15 protein-coding genes and 1 pseudogene are annotated in these 16,955 nt (G+C 71.1%); 9 read left to right on the top strand and 7 right to left on the bottom strand.

The genetic code is table 11. The annotated features are described in order from the left end of the window. A partial coding sequence (locus B9G38_RS08700; protein ID WP_233127181.1) for a glycosyl transferase family 2 occupies positions 1-1,045 on the bottom strand: 1,045 nt, incomplete at its 3' end. Between the two features lie 106 nt (positions 1,046-1,151). Beyond that, entirely contained in the window at positions 1,152-2,345 is a 1,194-nt protein-coding gene (locus B9G38_RS08695; protein WP_086220124.1) for a CynX/NimT family MFS transporter, read from the bottom strand. Positions 2,346-2,516: 171 nt separating this feature from the next. On the opposite strand from B9G38_RS08695, the gene B9G38_RS18230 reads away from it, so the two are divergent. Beyond that, positions 2,517-2,687: an HVO_0758 family zinc finger protein gene (locus B9G38_RS18230; RefSeq protein ID WP_167373059.1), complete on the top strand. Its 171-nt coding sequence runs from the start codon at positions 2,517-2,519 to the stop codon at positions 2,685-2,687. Positions 2,688-2,832: 145 nt separating this feature from the next. Here B9G38_RS18230 and B9G38_RS08690 read toward each other — a convergent pair whose 3' ends face one another. The 4 genes and pseudogenes from B9G38_RS08690 to B9G38_RS08675 form a co-directional block, all read right to left on the bottom strand. Further along, on the bottom strand, positions 2,833-4,185 hold the full coding sequence (locus B9G38_RS08690; protein WP_086220123.1) for a hypothetical protein: 1,353 nt from the start codon (positions 4,183-4,185) through the stop codon (positions 2,833-2,835). Between the two features lie 5 nt (positions 4,186-4,190). Further along, positions 4,191-4,841 (bottom strand): annotated as a pseudogene (locus B9G38_RS08685) (hypothetical protein); the annotation flags it as partial. Between the two features lie 57 nt (positions 4,842-4,898). Further along, the gene (locus B9G38_RS08680) at positions 4,899-6,011 is read right to left on the bottom strand and encodes an aldo/keto reductase (protein ID WP_086220122.1); all 1,113 of its coding nucleotides are present in this window, start codon (positions 6,009-6,011) and stop codon (positions 4,899-4,901) included. Between the two features lie 83 nt (positions 6,012-6,094). Beyond that, on the bottom strand, positions 6,095-6,715 hold the full coding sequence (locus tag B9G38_RS08675; protein WP_049929407.1) for a class I SAM-dependent methyltransferase: 621 nt from the start codon (positions 6,713-6,715) through the stop codon (positions 6,095-6,097). Between the two features lie 269 nt (positions 6,716-6,984). Between B9G38_RS08675 and B9G38_RS08670 the strand changes: the two genes are divergently transcribed. From B9G38_RS08670 to B9G38_RS08635, 8 genes are all read left to right on the top strand, one after another. Next, positions 6,985-7,713, top strand: a complete 729-nt coding sequence (locus tag B9G38_RS08670) for an SDR family NAD(P)-dependent oxidoreductase (RefSeq protein WP_049929408.1) — start codon at positions 6,985-6,987, stop codon at positions 7,711-7,713. Positions 7,714-7,823: 110 nt separating this feature from the next. Further along, positions 7,824-9,449, top strand: a complete 1,626-nt coding sequence (locus B9G38_RS08665) for a GMC family oxidoreductase (protein WP_086220121.1) — start codon at positions 7,824-7,826, stop codon at positions 9,447-9,449. A gap of 155 nt (positions 9,450-9,604) precedes the next feature. Next, entirely contained in the window at positions 9,605-10,414 is an 810-nt protein-coding gene (gene dacZ / locus B9G38_RS08660) for a diadenylate cyclase DacZ (protein WP_086220120.1), read from the top strand. A 3-nt stretch (positions 10,415-10,417) separates the two neighbouring features. Continuing rightward, complete coding sequence (locus B9G38_RS08655) at positions 10,418-11,206, top strand: mechanosensitive ion channel domain-containing protein (RefSeq protein WP_049929411.1); 789 nt, start codon at positions 10,418-10,420, stop codon at positions 11,204-11,206. Positions 11,207-11,310: 104 nt separating this feature from the next. Further along, the gene (locus tag B9G38_RS08650) at positions 11,311-11,976 is read left to right on the top strand and encodes a GNAT family N-acetyltransferase (RefSeq protein ID WP_086220119.1); all 666 of its coding nucleotides are present in this window, start codon (positions 11,311-11,313) and stop codon (positions 11,974-11,976) included. A gap of 123 nt (positions 11,977-12,099) precedes the next feature. Next, positions 12,100-14,544, top strand: coding sequence for a DEAD/DEAH box helicase (locus tag B9G38_RS08645; protein WP_086220118.1), 2,445 nt, complete (start codon positions 12,100-12,102; stop codon positions 14,542-14,544). Positions 14,545-14,615: 71 nt separating this feature from the next. Next, positions 14,616-16,166, top strand: coding sequence for a deoxyribodipyrimidine photo-lyase (locus tag B9G38_RS08640; protein WP_086220117.1), 1,551 nt, complete (start codon positions 14,616-14,618; stop codon positions 16,164-16,166). A 76-nt stretch (positions 16,167-16,242) separates the two neighbouring features. Continuing rightward, positions 16,243-16,584, top strand: coding sequence for a DUF6176 family protein (locus B9G38_RS08635; protein ID WP_086220116.1), 342 nt, complete (start codon positions 16,243-16,245; stop codon positions 16,582-16,584). Positions 16,585-16,611: 27 nt separating this feature from the next. Here the strand turns inward: B9G38_RS08635 and B9G38_RS08630 are convergent. Next, positions 16,612-16,955 (bottom strand): hypothetical protein (locus B9G38_RS08630; protein ID WP_233127180.1); only part of this gene is annotated, 344 nt, incomplete at its 5' end.

Here is a 16,955-nt window from a genome sequence, read left to right as displayed (position 1 = left end):
CGTCGGCGTGCGTCGGCGCGGCGGTCCGGGCTAGCGGCGCGCGCTCGACTAGCCCGTCTGCGTCCGGCTCCACCGGCGAGGCCTGGTCGACGTGGTCGGCCGTGAGGCCGCTCGAGGCGCGGTCGGTCGCGGAGCCGGCGATCAGCGGCGCCGCGGGCTCCCGGGACCGGTCGTCGAGGCCGTCGTAGTCGACGTCGACGCCGGCGTCTTCGACCGCGCGCAGGGTCGCCTCGCCGACCGCCCGGCTCATGTCCGCGAGGCCGGTCGGCCCCTCGACGGAGCGGTGGTCGTGCTCGTAGCTCCCCAGGTCGACCTGCGCGCTGTCGGCGAACCCGGCGCGGTCGAACGCCTCGCCGAGCGTGCCGACCTCCAGCCCCCAGCCGCGCTGGACGCGGAGCTCGGAGACGAGCTCGCTCGTCGCCGCGAACTCGCCGGCGAGCGCGTAGCGGAACGCCGAGAGGTACGCCAGCACGTCCGGCTCCCGCCCCGGCGCGGCGTCGCCGAGCGCGCGGACGAGCGGCCGGAAGAACAGCCTGAACAGCCGCCCGTACAGCGAGCCGTCCTCGACGCGGGCGTAGTACCCCTTCGAGAACGCGTACCCTTCCCCGAGCGGGAACAGCAGCCGGTTCACGAACGCCGGCGAGTAGGTCTTCGTGTCGGCGTCGTGGACGACGACGAACTCCTCGTCGAGCGCGCGACCGAGGGCGAGCCACACGTCCCGACCCTTGCCGCGGTCGCCGTCGAGCCCGCGCGCTTCGAGCAGCGAGGCGAGCTCGGGGCCGTCGCACCACAGCGTCTCGACGTCGAGGTCGAACCCGTCGAGCCAGTCCGCGAACGGGCCGGCGCGGTCGGCGGCCGCCCGGAGCGGAACGATCACGCGGGCGGGGTCGACCGTCTCTAGCGTCGAGAGCACGCGCTCGGCCGCGAGCGTCCCGTACTCGCGCTCGGTCATCGGCACGACGACCGCCGCGCGGTCCGTGGGGGCGTCGGGCCGGTGGTCGGTCAACGCGTGGAGGGTCGTCACGCGCTCCTGAACGTACTCCATTTACCGATCACACGGGAGCGACGACCAAAACAGGTGCGGTACCACCAACCCGATCGGTCCCCGTCTCGGCCCTTCGTCTCGCGCCCGCGTCAGGGCCCTCGCCGGTTCAGGGACCTCGGGCCGCCCGCGTCGCGCCCGCGGCGCCGCCCGGGACGCGCCCGAGGCGGTGTAACACCGCGTACGCGGCGACGAGGACCGCCAGTCCGCCCGCGAGCGCGAGGAAGACGGCGTCGTATCCCGCGCCCGCCTCGATCGCTTCGCCGACGACCCACGAGCCGGCCGCCTGCGTCGACATCATCCCGGCGGAGAACATCGCGTACGCCGACGCCCGCGACTCGTCCGGCAGCGACGCCAGCAGGTACGTGTCGCCCGCCGGGAACAGCATGTGAATGGCGAAGCCGACCACGACGCTCGCGGCGATCACCGCCGCCAGCCCCTCTGCGACGACGACGAGGACGACGCCGCCGACGAACGACGCGACGATGCCGAGCAGGTACGGCACGTGCGGGAGCCGGTCCGCGAGGTCGCCCGAGACGAGGAAGGCGGGCACGCCGGCGGCGAAGATCACCGTCAAGAGGTTCCGCGCGGTCGACCGCGTCAGGTCCTTGTCGATCATGTACAGCTCGTAGAAGTTGAACAGGCCCTGCCAGACGAAGCTCGTGAGGCCCATCAGCACGATGCCCGCGAGGATCAGCTTCCACTCGCCGCGGGCGGCCCCGAGGAAGTCGGTGTCGCTCGCGCCGGCGTCCGGGAGGTCAGTCCGCCGCGCGAGCGCGACGAACACGACCGTGCTGGCGGCCGCGGCGAGCGCGAGCGCGTAGAAGGCGTACCGCCAGTCGTACCACAGCGCGACGGTGACGGCGGGCGCGGCGATGACGGCGGCGAGCTGGCTGGCCATGCCGTGAACGCCCATCACGCGTCCGACGCGCTGCGGGAACAGCTCCGCGATGAACGGATTCGCGGCGACGAAGTAGACGCCGGAGGCTAAGCCGATCGCGAAGGCGGCGACCATCAGCGCGAGCACGCTCGGCGCGAGGGCGACGCCGAGCGCCCCCGCGGTCAGCATCGCGCCGGAGACGAGGATGACGCGCCGCCGCGCGAAGCGCGTGAGCGCCCAGCCGGCCGGGATGCGCGGCGCGGCCGAGCCGAGCCACGCGAGCGTGACGATGAGCCCGGCGGTCCCCTCGCGGATCCCGAACGCGTCGATGAACTCTCCCACCAGAGGGGCGAACACGACGCGCGCGAAGTTGACGAGGAACACCAGCACGCAAAGCGATCCGAACAGCCGGGTCCGTGACACGGCGGCGCTTCTCCGCGCCCGGACACAAGCGTTGCGGAAGCGCACGCACCCGGATCTCGGGAGCCGCTCGCGGGCTGCGGCCGCGTCCCTCCGCCGAGTGCCGATCTCGCTCGACGCGTCAGACCGATGTCGTACGGGGTTTTTATCCGCCCCGACGACGAACGGCGGAGTATGAAATCCACGCGCAAGGGACTCCGCGACGGCGACCTGATGAAGGACACCTACGAGCGGCTGAACTGTGCCGACTGCGAAAAGGTGTTGAAAAAGGAGAACGACCCCGACGAAGTGTTCTCCGTCCGCATCTGTCCGGAGTGCGGAAGCCGGTTCAAGGAGCTCCGCTGACCGTCGTCTCGCCCGTCGTCGCACCGCACCGGCCTCCGCGCCGCACCACTCCGCTCCGAATCGCTCTCCCCCGCACCGCACCGGCCTCCGCCGCGCTGCCGGACTTCGACTACCGCTCGCGCCTCTCCTCGCTGACCGTCGCCGTTCACGAATCGATCGCCGTCGCGACCGACTCCGCCACCGCCCCCGCCTCGTCCGCGACGATCTCGATCCACCGGTACTCGGCGTACGCCGTGGCGGCCGAGAGCGCGCTCCGCTCGTCGGCCGCGAGCGCGTCGTCCTGCTCCGCGAACAGCGGCAGGAACTGCGTCGCCAGCCACCGCGCCAGCGGGTTCTCGCTCTCCGCGAGCGCCGCGGCGGACTCGACCGCCGCGCCCCGCGCCGCGCCGATCGCCGCGGCGTCGTCCGGGAACATCGTGTCGCCCGCCTCGACGCGCGCGGCGACAGCGTCGACCGCTCGGAGCCGGGTCTGGACGAGCGCGGTCCGGGTCAGCCCGGTCGCCGGGTGGTCGGGCTCGTAGTCGCCGACCGCGACCGGGTCGAACCACAGCCCGTCGAAGCTCCGGTAGACCGCGCTCGACAGGAGGTCGGCGCTCGGCGCGTCCCGCGCGACGGCGCGCTCGTCGACGAAGGCCTCCGGGCCGGGGTTCTCCCTGAGGTCCTCGATCCCCTCGCCGTGGAGCTCGCGGAGCCGGTCGCCGACCGCGCTGCCGAGGCGGTCCATTTCGCGGCGGATCGGTTCGGCGACCGGCTGCGGGTCGGCGAGCGAGGCCGCGTACCGGTCGCCGAGGTACCGTCCCGCCTCGACGTACGACTGGACCCGCTCGACGTCTCCGACCGCCTCTCCCGCGCGGATCGGGTTCGCCTCGTCGGCCGGACTCCCGCTGCCGACCAGCGTCCGGCGGAGCGCCTCGTCGTACCACCGCTCGATCGGGCCGTAGACCGCGGCGCCCGCCAGGGGGTCCGCGGCGGGACCGGGGAGCGCGTCCAGCGTCTCAGACGCGCGCTGACGCACCGCCTCGACGTCGGGCGCCACCGCTCCCGGATCGCCCTCGACGGTCACGCCCGCCCACGTGCCGACGGCGCTCGCGGCGTGATCGCGCGCCGTTGAGTACCGCTTAACCGCTTCCAGCGGAACGAGCGGCTCGTCGGGCCCCGGCAGCGCCTCGCGGGCCGCCGCCCGCTCCGCCTCGATGCGCCCGCGGAACCCGCCGTGCGGGAGCCGCTCCGCGGTCAGGGGGTCCGGGATCGGGCTGAGCAGGCGGTCGACGCGGTCCGCGAACGCGGCGGCGACCTCCGGCTCGAAGCCGACGGGGACGATCCGCGGCGGAGCCGGGACGGAATCGTCGAACTCGCGTGGAACGGCGTCGACGTCGAGCGACGGCGGGTCGTCCCAGAACCGCCGCTTGCTCCCTCGGCCCGAGCAGCCGGCGAGCGAGCCGAGCGCGGCGGCGCCGGCAGCGGCGAGCGCGCCGCGCCGGGTGAGCCCCCGCGGCACCAGAGCTCACCCCACTCGTCGGTCGCCGTGGCGTTCCCGGGGACGGTCGCGTTCCCGTCGATCACCGCGTACTCCGTGTCCGTAGTCCGACACGGCGACCTACCGCTGGAGCCGGACCCGGTGAGCCGGTCGTCGAGGACGACCGGAAGCCGGAAGAGGAGGGCGAGCGCGACCCGCGCGTCGGCCTCACAGGCCTCGTCCGGCGGCCTGAGCTCGCGGCACTACTCGAACTCCACGTGCCCGGGATCCCACGAGACGGACTCGATGTGGAGTCGTTCGCACGACTCGATGCCGGCGGGCGACACGTACACCGTCTCCGCGTCGTAGTCGGTCTCGTCGAGGAACGACCGGATCCGATCGCGGTCCGCCTCGGCGACGTCCTCGGCCACGAGCAGCTCGGCCGCCCGCTCGGCGCTCGTGACGAGCTCGCGGTCGATCGCGACGGGCTCTCCGGCGCCGTTGGTCGCGCTCCCGTCGAGGAGGACCGGGTCGCCGCTCGGGTTCCGCGGCTTCAGGACGGTCGGGTCCGTGTCCGTCCCGGAGACCTGCCGTCGGACCGACTCCGATCCTGTGCCGTCCGCGCCGGAGCAGCCGGCGAGCGCGGCGATAGCGCCGATGGCGCCGCCGCGGAGGAGGGCTCGTCGGGTGGGGGACATAGGAGGCGATACCGTCGGTCCGGGTAAACCTCTTTTGGGGCCGGTCGTCGTCCGCGGTCACTCGAAGACGGCGTCGAACGCCGACGCGCCCAGCGGGTCGAAGGTGCCGGCGGCGACGTTCTCGCGGACGTGGTCGGGGTCGGTCGTGCCGACGAGCGACGAGGTGACGCCCGGTGCGCTCCGCGCGAAGTTGAGCGCGCGCTGGGCCGGCGTCTCCCCGGCGAGCGTCGCGTCGACGTCGGGCGGGACCGCGCCCTCGACCGCGAGGTCTCCCTGTCCGATGCTCGCGCTCGTCACCACAGAGAGCCCGGCCTCGTGGGCGAACGAGAGCGCCGAGACGGGCCCGTCCGCGTCACCCTCGGACGGCGCGCGGTGGTTCCGCCGGGTGAACGCGTCCGCCATCGCGACGTTGAAGGGGAGCTGGACCGCCGCGAGCCCGTGGTCGTCGTCGGGGCCGGCCGCCTCGCCGGCGGCCTCGGCCCGCGAGAGCACCTCGGCGAGCGAGAGGTGGGCGTCGTCGCCCTCGGGGACGCGGAACGCGTTCCACGCCGCGACGCCGTACGTCCCGACGTCGCCGGCGGTCCGTCGGCGTTCGAGGGCCTCGAACGCTGCTTCGAGCCCGTCGTACACGTCCTCCCGCGAGCGGGCGGCCAGCTGCGTCTCGGGGTTGTGGAGGTAGAAGCAGTCGACGGCGTCGAGGCCGAGGCGGTCGAGCGACCGGTCGAGCGACCAGTCGAGGTAGTCGGGGGTCATCGCGTGCGCCCCGTTCGCGAGGTCGTCGGGGTCGACGATCCCCGGCTCGACGAAGCGCTCGCGGACGTACGCGCTCGGGTCGCTCGGTCGCTCGCCGTCGAACGGGAGGAAGCCGCTCTTCGTGGCGACGACCACCGACTCGCGGTCGAGGGGCGCGTCCCGGAGCGCCTCGCCGACGACGCGCTCGGCGCGGCCGCAGCGGTAGTTGGCCGCGGTGTCCACGTGGTTCACGCCGGACCGGAGCGCCAGCTCGATCGACTCGCGCGAGGCCTCGTCGACCGCGGGCGTCGGGTCGCCGAGGTACGTCCCGATCCCGACGCTGGAGACGACGCCGGGACCGAACCGCCGGAAGTAGGTGCGCCCGAAGGCGTCGCCGAACCGGTTCCGGTACCCCCAGAGGGCCTCGCGAGTCGCCATGTGTCCGGAGTTGTCGGCTCGCGGGTAAAAGTCGCGCGGGAGACCGCCGGTCGCGCTCACACCGCGTCAGGAACGGGCGTCTGTCAACGGGACGCGCGGAAGGTCCGCGTGGTGTCTCGCTTCCCGCGGGTGACGTCGACCTCGACGAGCCCGAGCGAGGTGAACACCTCGCCCCAGTCCCGGTAGAACAGCGGCGTCCCCTCGTCGACGTAGTTCACGTCCGGCGGAGCTGACGCCGACCCCTGCGTCGGGGCCTCGATCTCGGCCGTGATCAGAAGCTCGTCGGTGATCCGCGCTATCTCCTCGAAGGCCGGCTCGGCGTCCGGATGGAGGTGTTGTAGCGTCTCGACCGAGAACACCGCGTCGAACGCGCCGTCGTCAAACCCGCCGACCACGTCCTCTATCGCGCCGCAGTGAAAGGTCCCGTCGGCGGCGAGCTCGGGGTAGGCGTCCCGCATCTCGTCGAACGCCCCGGGGTTGATGTCGACGCCAGAGAGGTCCTCGAAGCCGTGGGTTGCGAGGTGGTCGAGGTGCCGGCCCGACCCGCACCCCAGCTCGAGGACGGCCGCGTCGCGGTCGAGGCGCGCGTCGAGGCCCTCACGGATCAGCTCGCTCGTCTTGTTCGGCCCGCGGTGGGCGTAGTACGCCGGCGAGTATTCGCCCGTCCGGTTCGTCCAGGAGTCTCGGACGGTGTTGATGTTCACGGATAACGATTCTGGCAGCGAGGCATAACGCCGTCGAACGGCGCGCGGTGTGCGCCGACGCCGCCGCGGCCCGCTCGGACGCGTCAGGCGCCGACGGCCCTCCGACGTTCGTACTCCGTACGCGGCCGTTATCGCGCGTTTAAACCCGTTGGTACGGTCGTAGCGGACTTCAAACGCCCGGCGGATTCCCGGTACAACGAAACGAGGGAAGTACATATTAGTATCAATATTCCGAAAGAAATACAAAATATACACACAAACGAGTAAATATGCTCGACGGAAAGACCGCTATCGTCACCGGCGGCTCGGCCGGCATCGGGAAGGCCATCGCTGCGGAGTTCGTCGATCAAGGGGCGTCGGTCGTGATCGCGAACCGGACCGAGGAGGCGGGACGAGAGACCGCCGAGGAGCTCGGCTGTTCGTTCGTCCAGTGCGACGTCTCGTCGTACGAATCCGTCGAATCGCTGGTCGAACAGACGGTCGAGGAACACGGCGGGTTGGACATCCTCGTGAACAATGCCGGGATCGGGCTCACTGGAACGGTCGAGGAGACGTCGCTCGAGGACTGGCACAAGTTGTTAGAGGTCAATCTCAACGGCGTCATCTACGGGACGCGAGCAGCCATGCCGTACCTGCGCGAGTCCTCGGGGGCGGTCCTCAACGTCGCGTCGGTGTTCGGACTGGTCGGGGGACCGCAGACGGCCGCGTACGCGACCGCGAAGGGCGCTGTCGTCAACTTCACCCGAACGACGGCCGTCGATTACGCCGACGCCGGCGTCCGGGTGAACAGCATCTGTCCCGGCTTCGTCGAGACCGAGATGACTGCGTCAGAGCTTAACGACGACTCTTTCTACGAGTTCGTCCTCAGTCAGACGCCGATCGGCCGCATCGCCGAACCGGAAGAGATCGCAGAACCGGCGGCGTTCCTCGTCTCGGACAAGGCCTCGTACATCACCGGAGTCAACCTCTCGATCGACGGCGGGTGGACGACGCACTGACGCGCGGCCCCGTCGGCTTCGACCCCGGTCTGTCCAGTCATATTCGGCGTGACCCGAGCGACCTCGTAGTCGCTGATCCGTTTAAATACTAGTCTCTCACATGCTAGTCTATGACAGACACGGAATACGACTTCGTCGTCGTCGGGGCGGGCTCTGCGGGCTGCGTCCTCGCGAACCGACTCACCGCGGACCCGGACAGGAGCGTGCTGCTCCTCGAAGCGGGCACACCCGACGACGACCGGAACATGCGGATCCCGGCGGGCTTTCCGGAGCTGTTCGAGAGCGACGCGGACTGGGAGTACTACACCGAGCCGCAGGACGGCTGCGGCGGTCGACGGCTCTACTGGCCGCGCGGTAAGACGCTCGGCGGGTGCTCCTCCACGAACGCGATGATCTACATCCGCGGCCACCCGTCGGACTACGACGACTGGGCGGCCCTCGGCAACAACGGCTGGGGGTACGAGACCATGCTGGAGTACTTCAAGCGGGCGGAGACGTTCACGCCGTCGGGATCGCCCTACCACGGGTCCGCGGGGCCGCTCAACGTGACGGACCAGTCCTCGCCGCGACCGGTCTCCCGGGCGTTCGTCGACGCCGCCGCGCAGGCGGGCTACGACCGCACGGACGACTTCAACGGGGCGGCACAGGAGGGCGTGGGGATGTACCACGTCACGCAAAAGAACGGGGAACGCCACAGCGCCGCCGACGCGTACCTCAAGCCCGCCCTCGACCGACCGAACCTCACCGCCGAGACCGGCGCGCAGGTGACCGAGGTGACCATCGAGGACGGTCGCGCGACGGGAGTTCAGTACAGTCAGGACGATCAGAGCCGGTCCGCGGGGGCCGCCGAGGAGGTCCTCCTCAGCGCCGGCGCGGTCAACTCCCCGCAGCTCCTCATGCTCTCGGGCGTGGGCGACCCAGACCACCTCGCGGACCACGGCATCGATGTCGAGACGGCGTCGCCCGGCGTTGGTCGGAACCTCCAAGACCACCTGTTCGCGTTCACCGTCTACGAGACCGACGGCGACATCAGCACGCTCGACGACGCCGGCGGCCTGCTGGACGTCTTCAATTGGTTCCTCCGCAAGCGCGGGAAGCTGACCTCCAACGTCGCCGAGGCCGGTGGGTTCGTCCGCACCGACGGCGCCGATTCCCGGCCCGACCTCCAGTTCCACTTCGCTCCCTCGTACTTCATGGACCACGGCTTCGCGAACCCCGAGACCGGGCGGGGGCTGTCGATCGGCGCGACGCAGCTCCGGCCGGAGAGCCGCGGACGCGTCACGCTTCGCTCGCCCGACCCGTTCGACGACCCTATCATCGACCCGAACTACCTCGACGCGGACGCGGACCTCGAAACGCTCGTGGACGGGGTCAAGCGCGCCCGCGAGATCGCCCGGCAGGACGCGCTCGCCGGGCACGTCGGGCGCGAGGTGTGGCCCGGCGAGGACGCCGAGACCGACGAGGCGATCGCCCGGCACGTCCGCGACACGTGTCACACCGTGTACCACCCCGTCGGCACGTGCGCGATGGGGGACGACGAGGCGGCGGTCGTGGACGAGGAGCTTCGGGTTCACGGCGTCGAGGGGCTCCGCGTCGTCGACGCGAGCGTGATGCCCACGCTCGTCGGCGGCAACACGAACGCCCCGACGATCGCCGTCGCTGAGCGGGCGGCGGACCTGATCCGCGACCGGCCGACGCCGAGCGCGACGGAGCCGGCCGCGGCCGCCGACGACTGACCTGGTTCGGGCCCGCGCCAGCGGCCGCTTCGTTCCGGACCGCGCCCCGCTGGCCGCTTCGCTCCGGACCGCGCCGCCGCCGCTCTCGCTCGGCGTCAGACGCACGCACGACGCCGACGCAACGACTATACGGATTCCTCGTGTCAGTTGCGTCAATGGACTCGCTCACCGACCACCTAGCGGACCTCGTCGCTGACGTCGACGCCGCGCTGCTGTTCTCTCCGACGAGCTCCTTCTACGAGCGGTTCGCGAACGGCGGGAGCGAGGTCGTCGTCGTCGCGCCCGACAACGACGTCGACGCTGAGACGTTCGTCGATCTCCCGCTCCCCTTCGACAACGTGAAAGACCGGATCCGGTTCGGCATCGAGGGCGCGATGGACGCGGACCTCGTCTCCGAGGGCGACGAGGTCGCGTGCGTCGCCTCCGTCTTCGAGGGCGGCTCGGACGCGATCGTCCGGGTCACTGTCGACGAGAGTATCCACACCGGCATCTTCGACCTGTTCGCCAACTCCCGCGCCGAGCCGAGCGTGATCCGCGACGTGTTCGAGGTCGCGATCGAACTCGGTCAGAAGGGACAAAAGGGGAAGCCGGTGGGCGCGCTGTTCGTCGTCGGCGACGCGGGGAAGGTGATGAACAAGTCGCGGCCGCTGTCGTACAACCCATTCGAGAAGAGCCACGTCCACGTCGGCGACCCAATCGTGAACGTCATGCTCAAGGAGTTCTCGCGGCTGGACGGCGCGTTCGTCGTCTCCGACTCTGGGAAGATCGTCTCGGCGTACCGTTACCTCGAACCCGCCGCCGAGGGGGTCGACATCCCGAAGGGCCTCGGCGCGCGCCACATGTCCGGAGCCGCGATCACCCGCGACACCAACTCGACCGCGATCGTCCTCTCCGAGTCGGACGGGCTCGTCCGGGCGTTCAAGGCGGGCGAACTCGTCTTGGAGATCGATCCGGAGGAGTACTGACTCATGTCCGCGGTCCAGATCACCGTCCCAGAGTTCCTCCTGAACGTGCGGTACCGGATCTGGCTGGCGCTGGCGGTGCTCCTCTTCGGTCTCGCGCTGGCGTACCTCACCGGCGTGATCAACCGCCGGCTGCTCCGCCGGGCGGGCGTCCCCGAGGTGATCGAGGGGACCACCTTCGAGCGGACGGCCCGCGAGTTCGACACCTCGACGGTGCGGATCTTGGCGCAGCTGTCGAGCTACTTCATCGTCGCCGTCGCGGTCATCGTCGCCCTCACGGTCGCAGACGTGAACTACCTCGAACAGTTCTGGTCCGGCGTCGCCGCCTTCCTCCCGCGGCTGTTCGTCGCCGCCGTCGTCGTCATCGTCGGCGTCGTCGTCGGCGACAAGGCGGAGCTGCTCGTCGCCGAGCGCCTCCGGGGGATCAAGCTCCCCGAACTCGGCGTGCTCCCGACGGTCGTGAACTACAGCGTCGTCTACGTCGCCGCGCTCATCGCCCTCGGACAGGTGGGCGTTCAGACGCTCGCGCTCATCGTGCTGCTCGCGGCGTACGCGTTTGCGGTGGTGCTGTTCGCCGCGCTCGCGACGAAGGACCTCGTCGCGTCGGCCGCCGCCGGCGTCTTTCTCCTGCTCCGACAGCCGTACGGCATCGGCGACGAGGTCCGCGTCGCCGGCGAGCGCGGCGTCGTTCAGGAGGTCGACCTCTTCGTCACCCACATCGAGACCGACGGCGAGGAGCACGTCCTCCCGAACCACGTCGTGTTCCGCGAGGGGATCGTGCTGATCCGGGAGTAACCCCCGATCCGACCACGTTGCGGCCGACGCCGACTCCGTTACCGATTCTCACGCTGTGAAAGTCGTTGTCACCATATAACACGACCCGACGCCAACGTTGATACATGACCTCCGATACCGCGAGCGCCGCTTGCGACGGCTGGGACGGGAGCGAGTGCGAGGGGACGCCGCACTGCCCGCCGCGGTGTCCGCGCTTCGTCGACAAGGAGGGCGCGCGCTGGACGATCCGGCCCGCGACCGACGCGGACGAGCCGTTCCTCGCAGAGATGTACGAGGACTTCGGCCGTCCGCATCGCGCGCAGGGGCTCCCGCCGGTGAGTCGGCGACGGCGCGTCGACTGGATCCAGTCGATGCTGTCGGAAGGGAACAACGTCGTCGCCGAGCGGAACGGCGAGCTGTTCGGCCACGCGATGTACACGCCGACCGACGCCGACACCCCCGAACTCGCCGTCTTCGTCCACCCCGACGCGCAGGACCGCGGCGTCGGCACGGAGCTGTGCCGGCACGTGATCGCGAATGCCGCGGCCGCCGGCCGCGACGGGATCGAACTCCACGTCGAGACCGGGAACCGCCCCGCCCGGAGCGTCTACCGGACGGTCGGCTTCGAAGTCGTCGAGCGGCGCGGCGACCTCCGGATGCGGGTCGACCCCGACCAGCCGATCGCGACCGAGGTCCGCTGGCCGCCGCTCGCCCGCGAGGGCCCCGCGGAGCCGGCGGTCGACCTCTCACCGACCGACGGCGGGCCCGAGCGATCGCCCGCGGACGACTGAGCGGCACGGCGCTCCCGCGGGCGACTGGCCGCCACAGCGTTCCCGCAACCGCCCGGTCGACACCGCACTCTCCTCGGTGCCACCGCAACCGTTAGGCCCCGCCGACCCGAGGGTATCGTAACCGTGGACGACGCCATCGAGTGGCTGCGAGACCGCCCCTTCTACGAGGGACAGATCGCCGACCAACGGCGGCTCCCGGCGCGCGAGCCGGAGTTCGCCGATGTCGACCTCGAACCGCGGCTCGCCGACGCGCTCGCGGACCGCGGCATCGAGCGGCTCTACCGGCATCAGGTCGACGCCATCGGCGCGGTCCGCGACGGCGACGACGTCGTGCTCGCGACCGAGACGGCCAGCGGCAAGTCGCTCGCGTACACCGTCCCGGCGTTCGAGGCCGCGATGGACCACGGCGGGCGCACGCTGTACATCGGCCCGCAGAACGCGCTGATAGCCGACCAGGAGGAGTCGCTGTCCGAGCTCGCGGCCGACCTCGGCTTCGGTAGCCGCGTGTCGGTCGACTCGTACACCGGGCGGCTCTCGCGGGCGGAGAAGCGCGACGTGCGCGACCGCCGCCCAACCGTCCTCCTCTCGAACCCGGACATGCTCCACTACGCGCTGCTCCCGTACGCGGGGCGCCTGTGGGACTGGTTCTTCTCCTCGCTGGAGCACGTCGTAATCGACGAGGTCCACAGCTACCGCGGCGTGTTCGGCTCGCAGGTCGCGCTGACCCTCCGCCGGCTCGCGCGAACCTGCGAGCGATTCGGCTCCGCGCCGCAGTTCGTCTGCTGCTCGGCGACGATCAACAACCCCGTCGACCACGTCGCGACCGTTACCGGCCGCGACCCCGACGGGATCGCCCTCGTCGACGAGGACACCTCGGGGCGCGGGCCGCGCGACTGGGTGCTGTGGAACCCGCCCGAGTACGACGACGACTGGCAGGAGCGCGGCAGCGGCCGCCGGAAGTCGAGCCACACGGAGAGCAAGCGCCTCTTCGTCGACCTCGTCACGGCGGGCCAGCAGACGCTCGCGTTCACCCGCGCCCGCCAGACCGCCGAGCAGTACGCGACCGACAGCGCGAGCGACCTCCGCGAGCGGGGGGAGCGCGACCTCGCAGGGAAGGTCGGCGCGTACCAGGCGGCGCTCACCGACGACCGCCGCCGCGAGATCGAGGCCGACCTCCACGCGGGCGACCTCCGCGGCGTCTGGTCGACGAGCGCCCTCGAACTCGGCGTCGACGTGGGCGGGCTCGACGCCGTGGTGCTGGACGGCTACCCCGGCACGCGGATGTCCGCGCACCAACGCGCGGGGCGGGCCGGTCGCGGCGACGACCCGGCCACGGTCGTCATGGTCGGGGGCGAGGACCAGCTCGACCAGTACCTGATGCGCAACCCGAGCGACTTCTTCGACGCGCCGCCGGAGGACGCGATCTGCGACCCGGAGAACGGGCAGCTCATGCCCGGCCACGTCGCCTGCGCGGCCGACGAGAACTGGCTCTCTCCAGACGACGAGCGCTTCTTCGGCGACACGTTCCCGGGCGTCGTCGCCGGCCTGACCGAGGCGGGCGCCCTCGAACGGCGCGAGGCCGCGAAGGGCACGCGCTGGGTCCACGCCGACGACGGAAGCCCCCAGCAGTCTGTGAACCTCCGCACGGCCGAGGAGCGCGAGATATCGCTGATCGAGCGGTCGAGCGGCGAGACGGTCGCGACGCTCGCCTTCGCGGACGCGCTCCGCGACGCCCACCCGGGCGCGATCTACCACCAGCAGGGCCGCACCTACGAGGTGGTCGAGCTGGACCTCGACCGCGACGTGGCCGAGCTCCAGCAGTCGTGGGCGGACTACTACACGCAGGTGCGCTCCGACAAGGACATCGTCGTGAACGAGGACCTCGACGAGCGGGCGCTCTCGGCGCGCCCCGACGTGCCCGTCCGGTTCGCGGACGTCACGGTGACCGAGCAGATCACGGGGTTCGTGCGGAAGGACGCGGCGACCGGGGAGTCGCTCGGCGAGTCGACGCTCGACCTCCCGGAGACGACGCTACGGACGAAGTCGTTGTACTTCCCCGTGCCCGCGGACGTCGAGCGCGAGATGCGGCGACTCGGCGACGCGCTCGACGATGGGGACGCCGGAGATCCCGAGGTCAGCGCCGACGGAGGTGCGCCCGATTCGGGCGTCGATGTCGACGGCGAGCCGATCCCGGGCGGCGAGTACGCGTTCAACGGCGGAATCCACGCCGCCGAACACGGCATCATCTCGCTGTTCCCGTTCCACCTGCTGTGCGACCGGGCCGACGTGGGGGGGATCTCGACGCCCCACCACCCGCACACTGAGGGGCCGGCGGTGTTCGTCTACGACGGCTACCCCGGCGGCGTCGGACTCACGCGCCGCGGCCACCGGCGGATCGAGGAGCTGATGACCCGAACCGCGCGGCTGATCGACACCTGCGGCTGCGAGGGTGGCTGCCCCGCCTGCGTCCAGTCGCCCCACTGCGGGAACGGGAACGACCCGCTGGCGAAAGCGCCGGCCGTGCGACTGCTCGAATCGCTCACGGGGGCCGACGCGGACGCCCGATAGGACCTGCTCGGAGCCAGTCAAGCCTCCGCCGGTCCCGGTGGTTTCACGGTGGACGCGTCCGTGCGGATCCCATGGAGCTGTTCTGGCACCGACGGGACCTCAGAGTCGCGGACAACGTCGGCTTAGCGGCCGCCGCGGGGGCCGGCGACGGAGACGCGAGCGAAGACGCCGACCAGGGGCCTGCCGCGCCCGTCTTCGTCTTCGACCCCGACGTGCTCGACCACGCGAGCGACGTGCGGGTCCGCCGCCTGCTCGACGGGCTCGCGGCGCTCCGCGAGGCGTACCGCGAGCGCGGGAGCGACCTGATCGTCGCGCACGGGGACCCTGAAGCGCTGCTCCCGCGCCTCGCCGAGGCGCTCGGCGCCGAGCGCGTCGTCTGGAACCGCGACTACTCGGGGCTCGCCCGCGAGCGCGACGCCGGGGTTCGACGCGCGCTCGACGCGGCCGGCGTCGCGCGAGAGGCCCACCACGACGCGGTCCTCCACGACCCCGACGCGATCCGGACGAACGCCGGGGACCCGTACTCCGTGTACAGCTACTACTGGAAGAAGTGGACCGACCGCGCGAAGGACGACCCCCTTTCCGCGCCGACCGGCGCTGCGCTCGCCGCCGCCGACCGACTGACGGACGCGGTCGACGCTATCGACGGGACCGACGCGGGCGACGCGACGGTGGCCGACGCCGGCGTCGACGCGCTCCCCGTCGCCACGGTGGGCGACCTCCCGACGCCCGCCGACCTCGGCTTCGCCGAGCCGGACGCCGATGTCGGGCCGGCGGGGACCGCTGCCGCGCGCGAGCGCCTCTCCGACTTCCTCGACGAGGCGGTGTTCGCCTACGAGGCCGAGCGCGACTACCCCGCCGAGGACGCGACCTCGCGGCTGTCGACCTTCCTCAAGTACGGGGAGATCGGCGTCCGCGAGGCGTACGCGGCGACCGAGGAGGCGATGGCCGAGGCGGCGTCGGACGCGCGGCCCGACGACGCCCCCGAGCAGGTCGAGGAGTTCCAACAGGAGCTGGCGTGGCGAGAGTTCTACACGCAGGTCCTCTTCCACAACCCCGAGGTGGTGACGGCGAACTACAAGGAGTACGAGGAGGGGATCGACTGGCGCGACGACCCCGACGAGATCGCGGCGTGGAAGCGCGGCGAGACGGGGTATCCCATCGTCGACGCCGGGATGCGCCAGCTGCGCGAGGAGGCGTTCATGCACAACCGCGTGCGGATGATCGTCGCCTCCTTCCTCACGAAGGACCTGCTCGCGGACTGGCGGCACGGCTACGACCACTTCCGCGAGCGGCTGGCCGACCACGACACCGCGAACGACAACGGCGGCTGGCAGTGGGCAGCCTCGACGGGGACCGACGCGCAGCCGTACTTCCGCATCTTCAACCCCATGACGCAGGGCGAGCGATACGACCCCGACGCGGAGTACATCACGGCGTACGTCCCCGAACTGCGCGGCGTCGAGCCCGACCTCATCCACGAGTGGCACGAGCTGTCGCCGACACAGCGCGCGAACGCGGCTCCGGCGTATCCCGCGCCGATCGTCGACCACTCGGAGCGCCGCGAGGAGGCCCTCGCCATGTACAAGCGGGCCCGCGGCGAGGACCCGGAGGAGGACTGACTCCCGCCGTCCGAGAGCGCGACAACAGTTAACAAAGGCGGACAACCGTTAGGTGAAACGGGCGCGACCCGGCCGTATGGTCGGCGTCGTCCTCACGAAACAGCGGATCGAGCCCGGAGCGACCGAGCGGCTCGAAGCGTGGGCGCGAGAGATTCGGGATCGAGAGTCCGAGGCGGTTGAAACCCTGCGCAACGAAGGGATGTACTCCGAGACCGCGTTCGTCGAGCACGCCGACGACGGGGACTACCTCGTTTACTACATGAAAGCCGAGGACATCGACGCGGTCTACGAGGCGTACGAGGAGTCGTCCCACGACATCGACGAGGAGCACGAGCGCGTGCTGAGCGAGGTCCTCGAAACCGGCGAGAACGTCGGCGAGTACGACCTCCTCTATCACCTCGAAAACCCCGACCGCTAACGCCCGGGAACCGGTTCCGCCGCGCGGTCACTCGGTCGTCGCCTCAGAGACCGCGCTCACCAGCTCGTTCACCGGGAAGGACTCGTCGTAGTCGAACGACGCGAACACCGCGTCGTATCGGTTCGACGGGAAGAGGAACACCACCAGGTCGTCGAAGAACAGCGTCTGCGCAGCGTACCGACTCTTCCCCACGAGGCGCTTGAAGTCGTCGCCCGTGATCTGGTTCGACATCACCAGCTGGTACACCTCGTCGAGGTCGGCGTCCGAGTAGCGGTCCTCCACGTCCTCGCGGACGTGTTCGACCTCGAACGACACGCTCCGGAGATCGGCGACGACCCGGGGCGCGGGCCCGTCGAACGCGAGGATCGCGT

Source organism: Halorubrum sp. SD612 (assembly GCF_002135005.1).
This window is presented reverse-complemented; position numbering and strand designations above follow the sequence as displayed.

Bases quoted from the DNA above. Each gene is read 5' to 3' on its own strand.
- B9G38_RS18230 (WP_167373059.1), top strand. From the start codon at position 2,517: ATGAAATCCACGCGCAAGGGACTCCGCGACGGCGACCTGATGAAGGAC.
- B9G38_RS08680 (WP_086220122.1), bottom strand. From the start codon at position 6,011: ATGGCGACTCGCGAGGCCCTCTGGGGGTACCGGAACCGGTTCGGCGAC.
- B9G38_RS08670 (WP_049929408.1), top strand. From the start codon at position 6,985: ATGCTCGACGGAAAGACCGCTATCGTCACCGGCGGCTCGGCCGGCATC.
- B9G38_RS08665 (WP_086220121.1), top strand. From the start codon at position 7,824: ATGACAGACACGGAATACGACTTCGTCGTCGTCGGGGCGGGCTCTGCG.
- dacZ (WP_086220120.1), top strand. From the start codon at position 9,605: ATGGACTCGCTCACCGACCACCTAGCGGACCTCGTCGCTGACGTCGAC.
- B9G38_RS08655 (WP_049929411.1), top strand. From the start codon at position 10,418: ATGTCCGCGGTCCAGATCACCGTCCCAGAGTTCCTCCTGAACGTGCGG.
- B9G38_RS08650 (WP_086220119.1), top strand. From the start codon at position 11,311: ATGACCTCCGATACCGCGAGCGCCGCTTGCGACGGCTGGGACGGGAGC.
- B9G38_RS08640 (WP_086220117.1), top strand. From the start codon at position 14,616: ATGGAGCTGTTCTGGCACCGACGGGACCTCAGAGTCGCGGACAACGTC.
- B9G38_RS08635 (WP_086220116.1), top strand. From the start codon at position 16,243: ATGGTCGGCGTCGTCCTCACGAAACAGCGGATCGAGCCCGGAGCGACC.